The sequence below is a fragment of the Allomuricauda sp. TY007 genome (genome assembly GCF_010468565.1).
Classification (GTDB): domain Bacteria; phylum Bacteroidota; class Bacteroidia; order Flavobacteriales; family Flavobacteriaceae; genus Flagellimonas.
The window spans coordinates 110957-129315 of the sequence record NZ_WUEG01000008.1 but is presented as its reverse complement, the minus strand read 5'-3'; the positions used below and the strand labels follow the sequence as shown (position 1 = coordinate 129315).

At 41.8% G+C, this 18359-nt stretch carries 17 protein-coding genes; 10 read left to right on the top strand and 7 right to left on the bottom strand.

The window, feature by feature from the left end; all coding sequences use genetic code 11:
* Positions 1–10 precede the first annotated feature (10 nt).
* Positions 11–853: a hypothetical protein gene (locus GO009_RS10510; protein ID WP_163626155.1), complete on the top strand. Its 843-nt coding sequence runs from the start codon at positions 11–13 to the stop codon at positions 851–853.
* Here the strand turns inward: GO009_RS10510 and GO009_RS10505 are convergent.
* Positions 850–2127, bottom strand: coding sequence for a replication-associated recombination protein A (locus tag GO009_RS10505; RefSeq protein ID WP_163626154.1), 1278 nt, complete (start codon positions 2125–2127; stop codon positions 850–852). The genes GO009_RS10510 and GO009_RS10505 overlap by 4 nt on opposite strands.
* Positions 2128–2247: 120 nt before the next feature.
* Between GO009_RS10505 and GO009_RS10500 the strand changes: the two genes are divergently transcribed.
* On the top strand, positions 2248–2970 hold the full coding sequence (locus tag GO009_RS10500; protein ID WP_163626153.1) for a rhomboid family intramembrane serine protease: 723 nt from the start codon (positions 2248–2250) through the stop codon (positions 2968–2970).
* Here GO009_RS10500 and rlmB read toward each other — a convergent pair.
* The 6 genes from rlmB to GO009_RS10470 form a co-directional block, all read right to left on the bottom strand.
* Positions 2967–3698, bottom strand: coding sequence for a 23S rRNA (guanosine(2251)-2'-O)-methyltransferase RlmB (rlmB, locus tag GO009_RS10495; protein ID WP_163626152.1), 732 nt, complete (start codon positions 3696–3698; stop codon positions 2967–2969). The two genes, GO009_RS10500 and rlmB, sit on opposite strands and share 4 nt — an antisense overlap.
* 90 nt (positions 3699–3788) lie before the next feature.
* Positions 3789–5129, bottom strand: coding sequence for an aryl-sulfate sulfotransferase (locus tag GO009_RS10490; protein ID WP_163626151.1), 1341 nt, complete (start codon positions 5127–5129; stop codon positions 3789–3791).
* Positions 5130–5158: 29 nt separating this feature from the next.
* A complete protein-coding gene (locus tag GO009_RS10485) occupies positions 5159–5902 on the bottom strand; it encodes a hypothetical protein (RefSeq protein ID WP_163626150.1) in 744 nt (247 codons plus the stop codon).
* A 132-nt stretch (positions 5903–6034) separates the two neighbouring features.
* Positions 6035–6919 carry a hypothetical protein gene (locus tag GO009_RS10480; RefSeq protein ID WP_163626149.1) on the bottom strand — a complete coding sequence of 295 codons (885 nt, stop codon included), beginning with the start codon at positions 6917–6919 and terminating at the stop codon, positions 6035–6037.
* Between the two features lie 19 nt (positions 6920–6938).
* A complete protein-coding gene (locus tag GO009_RS10475; protein WP_163626148.1) occupies positions 6939–8663 on the bottom strand; it encodes a SusD/RagB family nutrient-binding outer membrane lipoprotein in 1725 nt (574 codons plus the stop codon).
* A gap of 22 nt (positions 8664–8685) precedes the next feature.
* Positions 8686–11910, bottom strand: coding sequence for a SusC/RagA family TonB-linked outer membrane protein (locus GO009_RS10470; RefSeq protein ID WP_163626147.1), 3225 nt, complete (start codon positions 11908–11910; stop codon positions 8686–8688).
* A gap of 508 nt (positions 11911–12418) precedes the next feature.
* On the opposite strand from GO009_RS10470, the gene rpsL reads away from it, so the two are divergent.
* The 8 genes from rpsL (at position 12419) to rplB (ending at position 18359) form a co-directional block, all read left to right on the top strand.
* Positions 12419–12793 (top strand): 30S ribosomal protein S12, encoded by a 375-nt coding sequence (rpsL, locus tag GO009_RS10465; RefSeq protein ID WP_014032016.1) that lies wholly within the window; start codon positions 12419–12421, stop codon positions 12791–12793.
* A 19-nt stretch (positions 12794–12812) separates the two neighbouring features.
* Positions 12813–13289 carry a 30S ribosomal protein S7 gene (gene rpsG, locus GO009_RS10460; RefSeq protein WP_108246806.1) on the top strand — a complete coding sequence of 159 codons (477 nt, stop codon included), beginning with the start codon at positions 12813–12815 and terminating at the stop codon, positions 13287–13289.
* Positions 13290–13297: 8 nt separating this feature from the next.
* Complete coding sequence (fusA, locus tag GO009_RS10455) at positions 13298–15424, top strand: elongation factor G (protein ID WP_163626146.1); 2127 nt, start codon at positions 13298–13300, stop codon at positions 15422–15424.
* A 12-nt stretch (positions 15425–15436) separates the two neighbouring features.
* Positions 15437–15742 (top strand): 30S ribosomal protein S10, encoded by a 306-nt coding sequence (rpsJ, locus tag GO009_RS10450; protein ID WP_014032013.1) that lies wholly within the window; start codon positions 15437–15439, stop codon positions 15740–15742.
* 238 nt (positions 15743–15980) lie between these two features.
* On the top strand, positions 15981–16598 hold the full coding sequence (gene rplC / locus GO009_RS10445; protein ID WP_014032012.1) for a 50S ribosomal protein L3: 618 nt from the start codon (positions 15981–15983) through the stop codon (positions 16596–16598).
* The gene (rplD, locus tag GO009_RS10440; RefSeq protein WP_163626145.1) at positions 16598–17227 is read left to right on the top strand and encodes a 50S ribosomal protein L4; all 630 of its coding nucleotides are present in this window, start codon (positions 16598–16600) and stop codon (positions 17225–17227) included. Before rplC ends, rplD begins: the two co-directional genes overlap by 1 nt.
* A 7-nt stretch (positions 17228–17234) precedes the next feature.
* Positions 17235–17525, top strand: a complete 291-nt coding sequence (gene rplW / locus GO009_RS10435; protein ID WP_163626144.1) for a 50S ribosomal protein L23 — start codon at positions 17235–17237, stop codon at positions 17523–17525.
* 9 nt (positions 17526–17534) lie between these two features.
* Positions 17535–18359, top strand: coding sequence for a 50S ribosomal protein L2 (gene rplB / locus GO009_RS10430; RefSeq protein WP_163626143.1), 825 nt, complete (start codon positions 17535–17537; stop codon positions 18357–18359).

Below are 18359 nucleotides of genomic sequence, written 5' to 3'. Positions count from 1 at the left end.
TTTTCACTATATGAAATCTAAAATATTGTACATATTGCTTTTGGCAATGGGATTGAGCAGTGCCGTAAACGCACAATTAAACAGCTATAAATATATTATAGTCCCAAAAAAGTTTGACGCTTTCAAATCAGTAAACGAGTATCAGACCAGCACTTTGGTAAAATACTATTTTGAGCAAAACGGTTTTAATGTTGTTTATGATGATGCCTTGCCTGTAGATTTGGCAGGCAATAGATGTCTGGGACTTATGGCCGACTTGGTTGATGATTCCTCGCTTTTTTCCACAAAAGTGACCATTGCCCTCAAGGATTGTAACAATGTTGAAGTATTTAGGTCCGTTGAGGGGAAAAGTAAGATCAAGGAATATGATAAGGCCTATAAAAATGCCATACAGGAAGCATTTGTTTCCTATGCCGGTATGGATTATGCATATGAGCCCAAAAAAGAAGAAGTAAAGAGGGAAGCACCTGTTACTGTTAGTTTTAAGGATGATGTAAAATCGGTTGAAGAAGTGTCCAAAGAGCACGTTGTGGAACAAAAGGCCACTATGGAAGAACAGGTTTATAAAAGTGTAGAGCCAAAACCTTCAACAATTATAAGGGACTCCGGTAAAGATAAGATGACCACGGTTCCCAAAAGCCTTTTATATGCCCAACCTACCGAAAATGGCTACCAATTGGTGGACAGGACGCCGAAAGTTGTGCTAAGGCTGGAAGCTACTTCAATGGAAAATGTTTTTATGACCGATTTCCAGGGTAACAATGCTGTGGTCTTTCAAAAAGACGGCAAATGGCTGTTGGAGTATTCCGAGAACGGTAAAAAAGTACAGGAAGAACTGAATATCAAGTTCTAAAAATCATACTTGTTCTTCCATCTTTTCTTTAAAAAATCCTTCATGGAATTTTCCCTTGGGTTGTTTCCTGGTTTGTAAAAAGTAGTTCCGGTAATTTCATCAGGAAGAAATTCAAAATCCACAAAATTATTTTCGTGGTTATGGGCATAGTCATATCCTTTTCCATACCCCAAATCCTTCATCAATTTGGTAGGGGCATTCCGGAGTGGTATAGGCACTGAAAGATCTCCAGTTTGACGCACTTTTTGTTGGGCTTCGTTAATGGCCATGTAACTGGCATTACTTTTTGGCGAACTTGCCAAATAGGTGGCGCATTGACTCAAGATTATCCTAGCCTCAGGGTATCCAATAGTGGTAACGGACTGGAAAGTGGTGTTGGCCAATACAAGGGCCGTGGGATTCGCATTTCCAATATCTTCGGATGCCAAGATGATCATTCGCCTTGCAATAAATTTTACATCTTCACCGCCCTCGATCATACGGGCCAACCAATATACAGCCGCATTCGGGTCGCTTCCCCGAATACTTTTTATAAAGGCTGAAATAATATCATAATGCTGTTCACCGGTTTTGTCGTACAGCACCGTGTTTTTCTGAACCTTGTTGAGCACTAAATCGTTGGTGATGGTAATTTTGTCGTTACCCTCCGAATTGATCAGCAACTCGAAAATGTTGAGTAATTTTCGTCCATCTCCCCCCGATAGGCGTAACAGGGCTTCCGTTTCCTTCAACTCAATTTGTTTTTTGGAAAGATGGACATCCGTTTTAATGGCCCGTTCCAACAGCGCAATAAGGTCATCCTTTCCAAATGGGTTTAGGGAGTATACTTGACATCTTGATAAAAGTGCAGGTATCACTTCAAAACTGGGATTCTCCGTTGTTGCTCCAATAAGTGTCACCCAACCTTTTTCCACCGCACCAAGCAATGAATCCTGTTGGGATTTACTAAAACGATGAATCTCATCAATAAAAAGGATAGGGTTTTTGGAAGTGAACAATCCTCCACTTTGCTTTGCTTTGTCAATCACCTCTCGAACATCCTTTACACCACTGCTAATGGCGCTCAAAGTGTAAAAGGGCCGTTGGCTTTCAGAAGCAATAATGTTGGCCAAGGTGGTCTTTCCCGTTCCAGGGGGACCCCAAAAAATCAAGGAGGGGATAACACCGTTTTTGATTTGGGTGGTTAAAGCGCCCTGCTTTCCCACCAAATGTTGCTGACTGATGTAATCCTCTAAAGTTTTAGGCCGTATTCGTTCTGCCAAAGGTTCGTTCATGCATCAAAAATAAAATAAATTTGATGGTCCATTGTTCTTAATTTGGAAAGGATTTTTGTTGTCGACCTGACAATTTGTATACATTTAAGGTTGTGGCGGGATGTTTGATTTTGTAGGTATATGGATTCAGATACATTTAAGTTTTCTAATGCAGTAGTGTTGGCGCCATTGGTAGCCGTACTTTCTATTTGGATTGTTTTTTGGGCCGAGGTGCAGTTTGGCATCAACCTAAACGATTATGGAGTTTACCCAAGAAAGTTATCTGGATTAAAAGGAGTACTCTTTAGCCCATTTATCCACGGTTCCATAACGCACTTGTACAACAATACCATTCCATTGGCCGTGTTAACGGCTTTTCTGTTCTATTTTTACCAAAGTGCGGCGCTTCGGATATTATTGTTCGGAACACTGGCGTCCGGATTGCTTACTTGGGCCATTGCCCGGCCATCGTACCACATTGGTGCAAGTGGTGTAATTTATTTGTTGGCGAGCTTTATTTTTTTTAAAGGAATTTTTGCCAAACATTATCGGTTGGTAGCACTGTCATTGATCGTGGTTTTTATTTACGGGAGCATGATTTGGTATATTTTTCCTGTAAAGGATGGTATATCATGGGAAGGGCACCTTGCTGGATTTGCTACGGGGCTTGCGCTTGCGCTGGTCACCAAGGTACGGATTCCCGAGGTTCGAAAATATGATTGGGAACGGGAAGATTTTAATGAGGCCAACGACCCTTTCCTAAAACATTTTGATGAAGATGGTAATTTTATCGAGACCACTACGGAAGAATCCGAACAGAAAATCGAAATTAAATATCACTATAAAAAGTCCAGTGATGATTAACCTCTCCGTTGCCGAACCACCTCATAAAGAAAAACACCACAGGCCACGGAAACGTTTAATGAACCAATTTTTCCCATTAGTGGCAATTTTGCTTGGTGATCAATAATATTTAGGGTAGAAGGGGAGATGCCTTTTTCTTCAGATCCCATGATGATGGCAGTAGGCCGGTTAAAGTCCACTCCGTAAATCTCATCATCGGCTTTTTCGGTAGCTCCGGTAACCACAATACCTGAAGATTGCAGGTAGAAAATGGCATCTTTTAGATGGTCCGCTTTGGCAATGGGTACATTAAAGGCTGCTCCCGCCGAGGTTTTAACCGTATCGTCGGTAATTGGTGCAGCTCCGTTTTTTGGAATTATGATTCCGTGCACTCCGCTACATTCCGCAGTTCGGATAATGGCACCAAAATTACGAACATCTGAAACTCCGTCGAGCATCAAAAACAAGGGAAGTTGCTCCTTGGATAGCACTTGTTCCACCAACTCTTCAAATTGATGAAACTGTACAGGGGATATTTGCGCTACTACCCCTTGATGGTTGTTTCGGGTGAGGCGGTTCAGCTTTTCAACCGGAACATAGGATAGGCTAAGGCCATTTTTACGAACGGTGGACTCCAGTTCTTTGTAAAGTTCGCCTTTGAGACCCTTTTGGACAAATATCTTGTTGATGGGCTGTCCGGCGTTGATGGCTTCCATAACGGCCCGTATCCCATAGATTTGACTGCTCATTTTTATTGCAATTTAAATGCAAAGATGCAATAAAGTAGCCTATCCATTTCCAATGGGGGCATTATTTTTTAAGATAAGTAGCAACAAGACTTATAAGTCTAAAGCAATAATTCCAGGGTGGTCCTTAGCATAGTGGTAAGATCTCCAGAAAAAACCATCTCCTGAAAACTTCCAAACCACTTCTCCCTCGGTTGTAACTTCCCAAATACCATAATCACCTTCGGTAATAAGGGTGTTTCCATTGGGAAGGCGAACAGCTCCGGAAACTTTTGGGGAATACAGTTCCGTATCGGTGAAACTCCAAAGGATTTCAGGATTGGTAAGGTTTGGAACCGACTTTTGGTCAAGTGCATCGGGAAGCGCCAGTTCATGGACAGTGGATTGGCCAAGGTCACCTCCATTGGTGAAAATGAGCATTTTTCCAGGCTCGAATAAATTTGGGTAATGGTTGTTTACAAACATCCTTTCGGAATCATCGTCGCCATAGGCACTTGGGTTACCAAAGCGATACACCAGGTCTCCGCCTCTTCCAAAATTTCCGCCCGAGTGGGATGCCGCCACTTCGGTTGTGGTGCTGTGGTCGAGAATCCATACTTCGCTGTAAAAATTAACGCTCAAAAATATCAGGTCGTTGATGGAATCGTAACCAAGACCGTTAATGTGCATAATATTGCCGTTTTCAGCATTTACATAATTTAGGTCGATCAATTGCGGGTTTGCAGCAACCTCCCCAAAATTTAATTTGGTATCATCAAAATCTTGGATTAAATGGTCTTTGGCATGCCATTCCCAAACAATCTCATCCGTGGTAGGATTAATTTCCAGAATGGATTCCGGGTAAAGGTCGGTATTGTGGTTGGAGCCATTGGCCAAGGCTTCTTCCTGGGTCATTTTTTCCCATGCAATGCCCAACACGTTGCCGTTGGGCAATAATTCTACATCGTGGTGCAAACGGTGGTTGCTATTGGAATAGGTAAAGTCCCACAGCGCATTGCCTTCTTTGTCGATTATCTGGATTTTCCCTCCAAAGCCACCAAACAATATATCGGGTCCTTCAGCTTGTAATGCGGCTAATAGCGTTCCATCTTCAAGCAGCACAACATCGTTTCCAATTTTACGGTCTCCCAATGGCCATTCGTACACCAAACCACCATTTTTGTCCATTAAATAAACACGGTTGCTCATGGCGTCGTTTACCAGGATGTAATGGTCTTCTGCCAAAGCTTTGTTAAAGTAGGTTGCTGTGCCCAAATCACCTTCCACAACCTCTTTGTTGTTTTCTTGTGGAGTTTCTTCCGTTGGTGTTTCTCCTTGTTCCGGGGTTTCTTCTCCTGACTCTTCGGGAGTAATGGAGTTGTCGTTGTTGGAACAAGATAAAAGGAGTGTGCAACAAATTACTGCCAGAGATATTTTGATTGATGACTTTAACATGTGTAGGTTGATTAAGGAAAAAGGATATGTTATTTCTCGTTCAAGTAGTTGAATACTTTAATTAAATCCGACTCCTCCTTAACATCTAAATTATTGTCCTTAATGTAGTTTTTCACCTCTGATCTTAACGGCTCTTTGAACAGTTTGGCCACTTTGTTGGTTTTCAAGGGAACCTCATCTATTCTGTTTACCCCTTTTTCTTGGTAGTAGTATTCAATAAAGTGTGTAAACCTATTGGGAACAGCCTTAACAAAGGAGTTTTGTGCTTTTTGTCCCTCGGTAAACTTTACATTTACCCTTTTGTAGAGGTCGTAGGTTTTGCCATCTAAAACTGTGGTTAGATAGCCGTTCAGGGTATTTCCTTTTTTGTCAATAAAGGTGGCAAAGCCCATAGGTTTACCGTTTACCATCACTTTTATGGATTTATCTTTGGTAAGTGCAGCTATCTTTTCTTCTGATAAATTGGTTTTTTTTATTTCAATCTCTTCGTTGTATGCATTGTATCTGTAAAAGTAAGAGCCCATACTTTCATCATCATAAAAAACAGGGGTTTGCACAAATGTATCATTCGTATATGGGGAACCGGCAAAATCGTCGATTCCTGTTTGTTTGGATAGGCGATCATATTGATCATCCATGTCGCCGATTACAGACGAGACCAGTGCATTGGACGCAGCGTTGTAAGAACTGCCCGATGCTACTTGACCGGCATACTGAGCCGACATTAGATTGACCGTTAGAAATAGTAGTAATGGTGTGATGAATTTTTTCATGTAATTGAATGTTAATGTATTGTGTTTTTATTTGTGATTAAAAGATAAGAAATTACGTAGGATAATTCTAATTAAGAACAAAAAAACCTGGATTCTTGAATCCAGGTTTTTTTTGGTTGAATGTTTGATGGACTATAAGTTGTCCAAGCAGTAGTTCAACAATTCAATTTCGGCAGTAGGACTTGGACCTAGGTCCAAAATCACATTACCGTTCGCAGAGGTGACTTGAAAGGTTATTTCAGAATCCCAATCTCCAGATACAAATTCAATGGAGATAACCTCAGTTCCATCAGGAACATTGAAAGACTCAGATGCTGCAGCTCCATCCTCTATTAGATAGTTGGTAGCCTCACCGTCAATGGTTATCAAGACTGAAGCACCGTTCCATCCATCTCCATAGGAATCTTGCATGTCTATCGTCCATTCCCCAGAAGTTGGAGGAGTTGGAGGGCATACAACCGTTGCATTGTATTGGAACGGAGATGCAAAGAAAGACCCTGTAGAAGTATCTGTGTTCTGACCATTTGAGAACGTCCTTCCGTCTACCAAATTGGCTGCGAAACGGATGGAGAATACATCGCCTCCATCTACGTTGGACTCGGATAGAGAAAGTGCGCTTAACATTTCTGGAAGAGTAATGCTATAGGAGTATCTTGGAAATCCATATTCCCCAATAGTGAACTCGGAACTGGAAACGGTCCCAACTTGAACTTCAGCAGCACTAAAATCCGTTTCTCCTTCTTCAATTGTGTTGTCTTTAAAGGAAACGTATACATCTAGGCTTTCTACCAGGGCACCGTCTTCTTCGTCCTGCATTTCTAATTCGACAGCAAAGTAGGAGTCGGATTGCCCAATAGGCAGTTCGTCCGATTCCACATTCACTGTCCTTAGCACAATACCACTTGTGGTATTGGCAAATACTTCGTCAATCACAGCGTCACCATCATCACACGAATTGAATGTGAATCCTACTAGCGCTAGAGCTGCGGCTAAAAGTGATTTATTTATAAATTTCATGATTTTCAATTTTTTTATGTTATTGAGCTTCTGGGAATGCTGGTGATGCCGGATTGGTGTCCCAGAAAACCTGTCCTGTCATATCCGTTTTTTGTGTCAAATTCGGATTTGTGATAACCTCGGTTTGAGGGTAAAGGAAGGTTCTTGGGAACGGGCCTGGATTAGCTTCCCAGTTTGGGGCCAGGTTCGTTGGATATCCTGTTTTTCTATAATAGTTGTAGGCCTCGGCCGAACCACCATACAGAGTAACAAAATATTGATCGGCAAAGATGTTCATTTGGTCATCTCCAGTAGCTGCCAAGAAATCGGCAATAATACCATCTATCCATGCTGTTACATCCGCTTCTGAAGGTGCAAAACTTAAATCGGCAGTTGGGTCTAAAGCACCAAACGGTCTTACTTTTGCCATGGATTTGGTGAGTGCAGACCTAAAAAATTCCGCAACTACGGCATCGGACTCCCCTTTGGCCATAGCGTTATCGGCTTTCCAGAAATCTACATAGGATGAAAGGATAATCGGCTGTATACCAGCTCCGCCACCACCTTTGCCCAAACCTACTGTTGGGTCATAGCTGGGGTCATCTTCATCTACAGCAAAATCACTGTCGTCAAATTTACCGGCTGCTGGGTACACGCCTATTGCAGTTCTCAAAAATCCGTCAGGGGGTGTACCTTCGTTGTTGCCATGTTGTCTACCCCAATAACCGTTTGGTAGGCTGCAATATTGCCATTCACTTTCTTGATAGTGAATTGGAGGTACTGCTAAGGAACAGGCTAATGACTCTTCGTCTGGATCAACTCCAGGAGCTCCAGGAGTAGCACCAGTTTGACGATAAAAGTAATAACGAATTCTAGGATCGTCCACATTTTGCATATACTCCATTAACCAAAGGGCACGGTAAAGATCTGCGCCACTCGGAGTGTAATCGTCCGCATAGTCAGGGTGACGAGTATCCGGTTGCAATTCACGGCTTCCATATTGGAATTGGAAATCTTCCTCTACTTCATCAATATAATTGTTTTCAGCAATTACAGCATCAAAAGCACTAGTGTTGCCAGTAGTGATATAGGCTTTTAACCTGATTGAATTTATCGCTTTGATCCATAGGGAAGTATCTCCATCGTAAAAGAAATCTGTGGCTCCCACTGTCCCAGTATTTTTGACGAATAAACTTTCAGCTTCGTCCAACAAAGCCAATGCACTGGCATAAACAGCCTCACCATCGTCCAATAATGGAGCTGAGAACTGGTCTGGGTCACCCGCTTCAGAGTAAACCGCCCCACCGATATAATCGGTAATCAACATAAGCATGTGGGCCTGAACTGTTTTGCCCACTGCAATATGAAAGGAATAATCCACATCGCTTGTTGCGTTGATGTCCTCTAGTCTTTGAACATTAGTGAAGATACCCAAATCATAATCGCTTGAATATACTTCATCGTCCCCCCAACCACTACTATAAGTTCTTTCCCAAACATCGTCGAGTGTTGAACCCGGATAGTTGTTAAAGTAGTTTCTTCCGCTCATATACTCAATCCTTGTTAATTCACCTCCTAACAGGCTGATATCGAAAATGTTAGCCGCGTAGGCGAGCTGAATCGAATTCAGTAGTAATGCAGGGTCTGCCTGGTCGGCAGCAAGGTCGTTAGGACTCACCCGGAGATCCAAATCGGTTGTCTCGCAAGAATTTAATAATCCTGCTAATAGAAAGACAACGGTTATGTATTTACCTATTTTTTTCATAATATTTTAGCTATTTTTTTATTTAAAACGATGCTTTTACGCTTAAACCGTATTTTCTAGCACTAGGTCCGTTGATGAAATCGAATCCTTGGGCATTACCGATACCCGCGCCTTGAACGTTTGGATCAAAGTTAGCACCATCTGGTGTGTTGTAGGCATCATACCAAAGGTTGAAACCTTGTGCAGTAATGGTCAAAGTACCAAATGGAGTCTTGTCCAAAAACTTTTTCGGGAAAGAATAGCCCAAAGAAACCTCCTGCAATCTGATTACCGAAGCATCGTAAACCTTTAATTCGGCCGGACCGAACAAAACGTTGTCGAAGTAGTAAGATGCGTTGTTTGTCTGTTTGTTGTTCACTTCGCCTGTGCTTTGCAAGACTCCTGGCAAAATATAAGTGTTCTCCCTATTCAAAGTTTCAGTAATCAAACCACGCCCAAGAAGGGTAGCGATTGTATTTGACATGATGTCACCACCTTTGGTGTGGCTCAATTGGAAACCAAAGTTCCAGTTTTTGAAGGACATGGTATTGATGATGTTCATGATGTAATCTGGGTTTGGATCACCAATTATAGGAACATTCCCATCCAAATCTTGCTCAACAATAACATAATCACCGGCATCATTTACTAGGAAATTTCCATCTGCATCTCTACCAACAGCTGTACCTACCATGGCTCCGAGTGGTTTACCTTTAATTGCAGCGTTACCACCCACGAACAGGGTGGAACTACCTGCATATATAATGATGTCTTGCTCTTGTTCTGTAACTACTGGATTGTACGTGGAGAAATTTGCTCTAGTGTTCCAGTTAAATCCATCCGGAGAATCACTTCTGAACCAGTCCACGGAAGCATCGATTTCGATACCATCACCTTCAATTTTACCAACGTTACTCTGAGTAAAAGTAAACCCTGTAGATGGTGATAAAGGCTCGCGTACGATCAAGTCCTTGGTTGTACGGTCAAAGTATGTGAAATCCAAGGAAACTCGGCTATTGAAAAATCTGGACTCAAAACCTAATTCGAATTCAGACAATAGCTCGGGCTTCAAGTCTGGATTTGCTTTGAAGTTTGCAACTTGGTTGGTAGTGACCTCACCACCTTCACCAAATACTTGTGTGTTCTGCTCAACAATTCCTACAGTAGGGTATGCTGTTGGGAAAGTAGCGGAAGAACCGATACCAGCTCTCAACTTTAAGAAGTTAAGGCCTCCTTGGGACTGCAATTCTGGGAATGCAGCCGTTGGTAAGAAAGAAATACTTCCACTGGGGTATGTTCTACTATTGTTTTCCGTAATCAAGTTAGATACCCAATCTGTTCTGGTGGAACCTGTTAAGAACAACATGTTGTCATAATCCAAGGTTACCTGACCTAAAACACCGGCGATGTTTCTTCTTTCGGTATACTGGATAGGTAATTGGTTGGAATAGTTAAAGTGACGTACCACTCCATAGACCAACTGTCCTGTACTTTGAACTCCTTGCTGGTCAAACGTGGTAGACCTTGTTGTAGCACCCGCGGTGAAAGTCATACCCAATTTTTCAGAAAGGTCATAATTACCATTAAGTGCCAAGTAGTGGTCCCAGATAGTATTGTTGTTGTCGTATGTGTTCAAGAAACCGAAGATGGCATTGTTGAAAGTTACACCACCTTTATTTGAATATTGAGTGTTTCTTTCGGTATAGAAGTCCATACCTGCTCTATAGGTTAGGTCCAAGTTGTCGGAAAGTGCGTAGTTAGCAGAAGCATTCCAGAAGAACCTGTTGGTCAACTGGGAGTTTTGTGCATTTTTCACAATCCATCTTGGGTTCATGATATCGTTACCGTTTCTATAGTACACACTGGAATTGTCTATAGGATTTTCGAAAGGCAATCCCATTAAGTCAACGTTCCTTGGCGTAAAGAATACAGCACCGAACGTAGAGAAACCTAAACTACCATTACCTCTACTTGCCGCAATTGGAGGGGTGCGGTAGTCAGTTCTGGAATAGTTCATGGCAGCGCTAATGGTAAATTTGTTTGTAAGTTGTGTTCTACCACCAACAGAGATATTAAAACGCTGTAGATCGTTGCCAGGGACAAAACTTTCATCGTTCAAGTAACCTAGGTTTACGTTGAATGATGTAGAGCCATCTTGAGTACCACCGTTAATATTGATGGATGTATTGCTTACACCACCCGGTCTAAAGAAGTTTTCAACACTATCGTAAGGTCTCCATTCATATCTTGCATTTTGGAGCTCTGGGAAGGCGTCCCTTGTAGCTTGAATCGCAGTTGTCGAATAAGGGTGTGGCAGTGTACCGTTGTCGTCGATAGCAGGTTGATTTCCCCATCCTGCAACTCCACTTCTTTCGAATTTAGGTCCCCAGTTACTGTAGAACCATCCAAAAGATTGGTCAAAACCACCACCATACTCATCTTGATAATCTGGCAAGGAAGCCATGGCATTGACAAAATAAGATTGGTTTACAGTAATCTCTGTTTTTTTGGCACCGCCTTCACCAGAACCGGCTTTGGTTGTAATCAAGATTACACCATTCTTACCTTGTGTACCATATAATGTGGCAGCGGCCAAACCTTTAAGTACTTCCACACTGGCAATGTTGTTCGGGTCCAAATCCAAGAACCTGGAAGAACCTGTGTTTCCATCAAGGAAGTTGCCCTGAGCGTTAGTGTCGCTACTAAAAGGAACACCGTCCACTACAAAAAGTGCTTGGTTACTTCCGCTAAAGGAGCTTAAACCCCTGATCACAACATTGGTACCAGAACCGGACATACCACCCGCAGCGGTAATGTTAACACCAGAAGCTTTACCGGAAAGTACTCTGGCAACATCACCATCGGCACGTTGCTCCAAGTCTTCTTCACCAACAGAAGAAACCGCATAACCCAAGGCTTTCTTTTCACGTTTAATACCTTGTGCGGTAACAACTACCTCTTCAAGGGCTTGGGTGTCTTCCACCATTTGGACATTGATTACGCTGCTAGCGCCGACAACCTTTGTCGAGGGTCTTTGCCCAATGTAAGTAAAAAGCAATGTTTGCCCCTCACTTGCGCTGATGGCGTAATTTCCATCAAAATCTGTTTGGGTACCAGTAGTGGTCCCTTCAACGACAATGTTGACCCCAGGCAGCGGAAGCCCATCGGCATCCGTAACTGTACCTGTAATCGTCTTGTCTTGCGCATAGGATATATGCACAACAAACGCCAATAATAGCGTTAACAATCCATTAAGTTTTGTTCTCATTGTTAAATTATTTGAATTAGCTAATCGCTAAAATCATAATTTCATGTTAATAATCCAAACTAATTTTATAAAATCTTTAAGAGAACATCATTAATTGAAATAACTACAAAATGAGTAAAATTTATTGATAGCTATGTAATTTTAAGGGCATGTAATTGTTTTATATATAAAATTCATTTTTTCACCCTAAAGATAATAGGGGTGTGTGTTTTTTTTGTCGATATATGGTCGATTTTAAAAGTGGTAAATAAGGGTCTTTTGAAAGTGTTATGGCAATGTTAATAGGGTGGAATTGGCTTTTGGGGCTTTATACCTTAATATATAAGGGGGTTGATTTTGATTGTTTTTTGTGTTTGTTCTCTACTGTTGAACGGCTGGTTTTAAGTTTGTGTCTTAACTTTTTTCAGTTTCCTTTTAAATTTAATTACAGGGGGTTTGAATTATTGGGAATTATCATTACATTTGCAGCCCTCAAAATGAGGGTTATTTAGTTTTTAAAAGGAATTTAATGCCAACAATTTCACAATTAGTACGAAAAGGAAGGGCCACGATTACCAAGAAGAGTAAATCGGCTGCTTTGGATTCGTGTCCTCAAAGGAGAGGGGTTTGTACACGTGTTTACACTACTACACCAAAAAAACCAAACTCTGCAATGCGTAAAGTTGCAAGGGTAAGGTTGACCAATGGTAAAGAGGTGAACGCATACATCCCTGGAGAAGGACACAACCTCCAAGAGCACTCGATAGTATTGGTAAGGGGCGGAAGAGTAAAGGATTTGCCTGGTGTGCGATATCATATCGTTCGCGGTGCTTTGGATACCGCAGGTGTTGCGGGAAGAACGCAACGACGATCTAAGTATGGTGCAAAGCGTCCTAAAAATTAATCATTTTTAAGAAAGAGAGATGAGAAAAAAGCAGGCAAAAAAGAGACCTTTATTACCAGATCCAAAATTTAACGATCAACTTGTTACGCGTTTTGTGAACATGATGATGTGGGATGGTAAGAAGTCAATTGCGTTCAAGATATTCTATGATGCAATAGAAATCGTTGATGAGAAAAATACTGACGAAGAAAAAACCGGATTGGAACTTTGGAAAGATGCTCTTTCCAATGTTATGCCACACGTTGAGGTTAGAAGTAGAAGAGTGGGTGGTGCAACATTTCAGATTCCAATGCAGATTCGTCCAGATAGAAAGATATCCACTGCCATGAAATGGTTGATCAGTTTTTCAAGAAAGCGTAACGAAAAATCCATGGCGCAAAAATTGGCGGCTGAGATTTTAGCGGCGGCCAAAGAAGAGGGTGCGGCAGTGAAGAAAAGAGTAGATACACACAAAATGGCCGAGGCCAATAAAGCGTTCTCACACTTTAGATTCTAAACAATACAATGGGAAGAGATTTAAAATATACAAGGAATATAGGTATTGCAGCTCACATTGATGCTGGAAAGACAACTACTACAGAGCGTATTCTTTTCTATACAGGTGTGAGTCATAAAATTGGGGAGGTGCACGATGGTGCGGCCACCATGGACTGGATGGAGCAAGAGCAAGAGCGTGGTATTACCATTACTTCTGCGGCTACAACATGTACTTGGAAGTTCCCAATGGAGAACGCGCAAGCATTGCCGGATACAAAGGATTATCACTTTAACATTATCGATACTCCCGGACACGTTGATTTTACGGTTGAGGTAAACCGTTCTCTTCGTGTGTTGGATGGATTGGTTTTCTTGTTCAGTGCCGTTGATGGTGTTGAACCTCAATCCGAAACCAACTGGAGATTGGCCGATAACTATAAAGTGCCAAGAATCGGGTTCGTAAACAAAATGGATCGTCAAGGCTCTAACTTCTTGAACGTGTGTAAGCAGGTTCGTGAGATGTTGGGTTCCAATGCAGTGCCGATTGTGTTGCCAATTGGTGATGAGGCTGACTTTAAGGGGATCGTTGACTTGGCCAAGAACAGAGCTGTTGTGTGGCACGAAGATAACTTCGGTTCTACTTTTGATGTTGTTGATATTCCTGAAGAAATGAAGGCTGAAGTTAAGGAGTACAGAGCTGCTTTAATTGAGGCTGTTGCCGAATATGACGAGGAGTTGATGGAAAAATTCTTCGAAGATGAAGATTCCATTACCGAAGATGAAGTACACGCCGCTTTACGTGCAGCCGTTATGGATAGGGCTATTATTCCTATGATTTGTGGTTCTTCCTTTAAAAATAAAGGAGTTCAATTCTTGTTGGATGCAGTTTGCCGTTACTTACCATCACCTTTGGATAAAGATGATATTGTAGGTGTTCATCCCGAAACCGGTGAATCAATCACAAGAAAACCAGATCCAAAAGAGCCTTTTGCGGCACTTGCCTTTAAAATTGCAACCGATCCATTTGTAGGTCGTTTGGCATTCTTTAGAGCGTATTCTGGTCGTTTGGATGCAGGTTCATACATTTTGAATAACCGTTCAGGTAAAAAAGAACGTATTTCACGTATCTACCAAATGCATTCCAACAAACAAAACTCTATAGATTATATTGAGGCTGGAGATATTGGTGCAGCCGTTGGATTTAAAGATATCAAGACTGGGGATACCATGTCCGCTGAAAACGCTCCGATCGTATTGGAGAGTATGGACTTCCCTGATCCTGTAATCGGTATCGCAGTAGAGCCTAAAACAAAGGCCGATGTTGATAAATTAGGTATGGCTTTGGCAAAATTGGCCGAAGAGGATCCAACCTTTCAGGTAAAAACAGACGAAGCATCAGGTCAGACCATTATTTCTGGTATGGGCGAGCTTCACTTGGATATTATTTGTGATCGTTTAAAGCGTGAGTTTAAGGTTGATGTTAACCAGGGTCAACCTCAGGTAGAGTACAAAGAAGCTATTACCGGAACAGCCGATCACAGGGAAACATACAAAAAGCAGACAGGTGGTCGTGGTAAATTTGCGGATATCGTATTTACTATGGAGCCAGCTGAAGAAGGTAAATCCGGACTGGAGTTTGTTAATGTGATCAAAGGTGGTAATATTCCTAAAGAATTTATCCCATCCGTTGAGAAAGGATTCAAAGAGGCTATGAAAAATGGTCCTTTGGCAGGGTTCGAAATGGATTCCATGAAAATTACCCTTAAAGATGGTTCTTTCCACCCAGTGGATTCCGACCAACTTTCTTTCGAACTTGCTGCAAAATTGGGTTACAAGGTTGCTGCCAAAAAAGCGAAAGCGGTAATTATGGAGCCAATTATGAAGTTGGAGGTACTTACTCCAGAAGAAAACATGGGTGACATTGTTGGTGATTTGAACCGTAGAAGGGGACAGGTAAACAGCATGTCGGATAGAGCAGGGGCCAAGGTTATTAAGGCTGAAGTGCCACTATCGGAAATGTTTGGTTATGTTACTTCCTTGAGGACATTGTCTTCAGGTAGGGCAACATCCACAATGGAATTTTCACACTATGCAGATACACCTTCCAATATTGCGGAGGAAGTAATCAAAGCAGCTAAAGGAGTAACCGCTTAATTTTTCAGCAAGATGAGTCAAAAAATTAGAATAAAATTGAAATCTTACGATCACAATTTGGTGGACAAATCTGCTGAGAAGATCGTGAAGACAGTAAAAACAACAGGTGCTGTGGTAACTGGACCAATTCCATTGCCAACACGCAAAAAGATATTTACGGTTTTGCGTTCGCCCCACGTGAACAAAAAATCGAGGGAGCAGTTCCAATTGAGCTCTTACAAGAGATTATTGGATATTTACAGCTCTTCATCAAAAACCATCGACGCCCTTATGAAGTTGGAACTTCCAAGTGGAGTGGAGGTTGAGATCAAAGTTTGATGAGGACTTGGCTTTCTGGTTTACAGAAAGTTTTAGCCGAACAAACACTGAGCGAAGTCGAAGTGTCTCAATAAAGAGATGATGAAACAAGTTCAGCATAGACATGTCCCGAACGACGGTCCGGGAAAAACGGTGAAAGAAAAAAATCTGGGTCAGAACAGAATATTTTCTTGACCCAATTTTTTTGCCAAGAAATTGGCGGAGTTATAAAAAGTAAATAATTGTTAATTAATTAAATATGTCTGGGTTAATAGGTAAGAAAATCGGTATGACCAGCATTTTCGACGAGAATGGAAAGAACGTTCCATGTACCGTATTGGAAGCTGGGCCATGCGTGGTTACCCAAGTCAGAACCGAAGAGGTAGACGGGTACAGTGCCCTTCAACTAGGTTTCGATGACAAGGCAGAAAAACGTGCTAATAAGGCCGAAACAGGTCACTACAAAAAAGCAGGTGCTTCTCCAAAAAAGAAAGTCGTTGAGTTCCAGGGGTTTGAAGGTGAATTCAAATTGGGAGACACCGTAGGTGTTGACCTTTTTGTAGAAGGAGAGTTTGTTGATGTCATTGGTACATCAAAAGGAAAAGGATTCCAAGGTGTTGTAAAACGCCATGGTTTCGGTGGAGTTGGTCAAGCGACCCACGGTCAGCACAACAGGTTGAGAGCCCCAGGTTCCATCGGTGCTGCATCTTACCCTTCCAAAGTTGTGAAAGGTATGCGAATGGCCGGTAGAATGGGTGGTGAAAGAGTGACAGTTCAAAACTTGAGAGTATTGAAAGTGGTTCCTGAGAAAAATCTTTTGGTAGTTAAAGGATGTGTTCCAGGTCATAAGAATGCTTACGTAACAATTGAGAAGTAATGAAGGTTGCAGTTTTAGATATCAAAGGAAAAGAAACAGGTAGAAAGGTAGACCTTTCTGACGATGTTTTCGCCATAGAGCCTAACGAGCACGCTATTTATTTGGATGTAAAGCAGTACTTGGCCCATCAGAGACAAGGAACGCACAAAGCCAAAGAAAGAGCAGAGATCGCTGGTAGTACCAGAAAGATCAAAAAACAAAAAGGTACTGGTACCGCAAGGGCCGGTAGTATTAAATCACCAATATTTAGAGGTGGTGGTAGAATCTTTGGTCCAAGACCAAAGGATTACACCCAAAAGTTGAACAAGAACATGAAGCGATTGGCCAGAAAATCTGCCTTGAGCTTAAAGTCCAAAGAGAAATCTATAATGGTTGTGGAAGACTTCAATTTTGAAGCTCCAAAAACCAAGGACTTCGTTAATTTCTTGTCTTCCTTGGGAATAGAAAATAAAAAGTCCCTTATTGTGTTGGGCGATTCAAATAATAACGTATATTTGTCGTCGCGTAATTTGGAACGCTCCGAAGTTGTAACAGGCTCAGAATTAAATACTTACAAAATTGTTAATGCAACAAGTTTAGTATTGACCGAAAGCGCTTTGGAAGGAATTGAATCGAACCTAAAGAAATAAAAGTATCATGAGTGTGTTGATTAAACCGATCATTACGGAAAAAATGACCGCTGATAGCGAGCTTTTCAATCGCTACGGATTCTTTGTAAATCCAACTGCTAATAAGTTGGAGATCAAGGAAGCGGTAGAGGCTACTTATGGTGTTTCTGTTGAAAAGGTAAGAACCATGAACTATGGCCCAACGCGTAAGAGTCGTTATACAAAAACCGGAATTCAGCACGGTAAGACGAATGCAATCAAGAAAGCAATCGTTGATGTGGCTGAAGGTGATATTATTGATTTTTACAGTAATCTATAAAGACGAGAAATGTCAGTTAGAAAATTAAAACCGATAACCCCTGGTCAGCGTTTTAGAGTAGTAAACGGATTTGACGCGATTACTACTGATAAGCCGGAGAAAAGCTTGCTTGCTCCGATCAAAAAGACAGGTGGTAGGAACAGTCAAGGAAAGATGACCATGCGCCATAAAGGTGGCGGTCACAAAAGAAGATATCGAATCATCGATTTCAAAAGGGATAAACAAGGAGTGGAAGCTACTGTGGTTTCTATCCAGTACGATCCCAATAGAACTGCATTTATCGCCTTGGTAGAATACAAGGATGGTGAAAAAAGATATGTAGTTGCCCAAAACGGATTGCAGGTAAGTCAGACAATCAAGTCTGGAGCTGGATCTGCCCCTGAGATTGGAAATGCACTACCGTTGGGTGAAATTCCGTTGGGTACTGTTGTGTCTTGTATAGAATTGAGACCTGGTCAAGGAGCTATTATGGCACGTAGTGCTGGAACTTTTGCCCAGTTGATGGCAAAAGACGGTAAGTTCGTGACCTTGAAATTGCCTTCTGGTGAAACAAGAATGGTTTTGGCCACTTGTTTGGCTACGATTGGAGCAGTTTCCAACTCTGACCACCAATTGCTAGTTTCCGGTAAAGCCGGTAGAAGCAGATGGTTGGGTAGAAGACCGAGAACTAGACCAGTAGCTATGAATCCTGTTGATCACCCAATGGGTGGTGGTGAAGGTAGGGCTTCAGGAGGTCATCCAAGATCTAAGAACGGTATTCCTGCTAAAGGATTCAGAACACGTTCTAGAACTAAGGACACCAATAGATATATCATAGAACGTAGAAAGAAATAA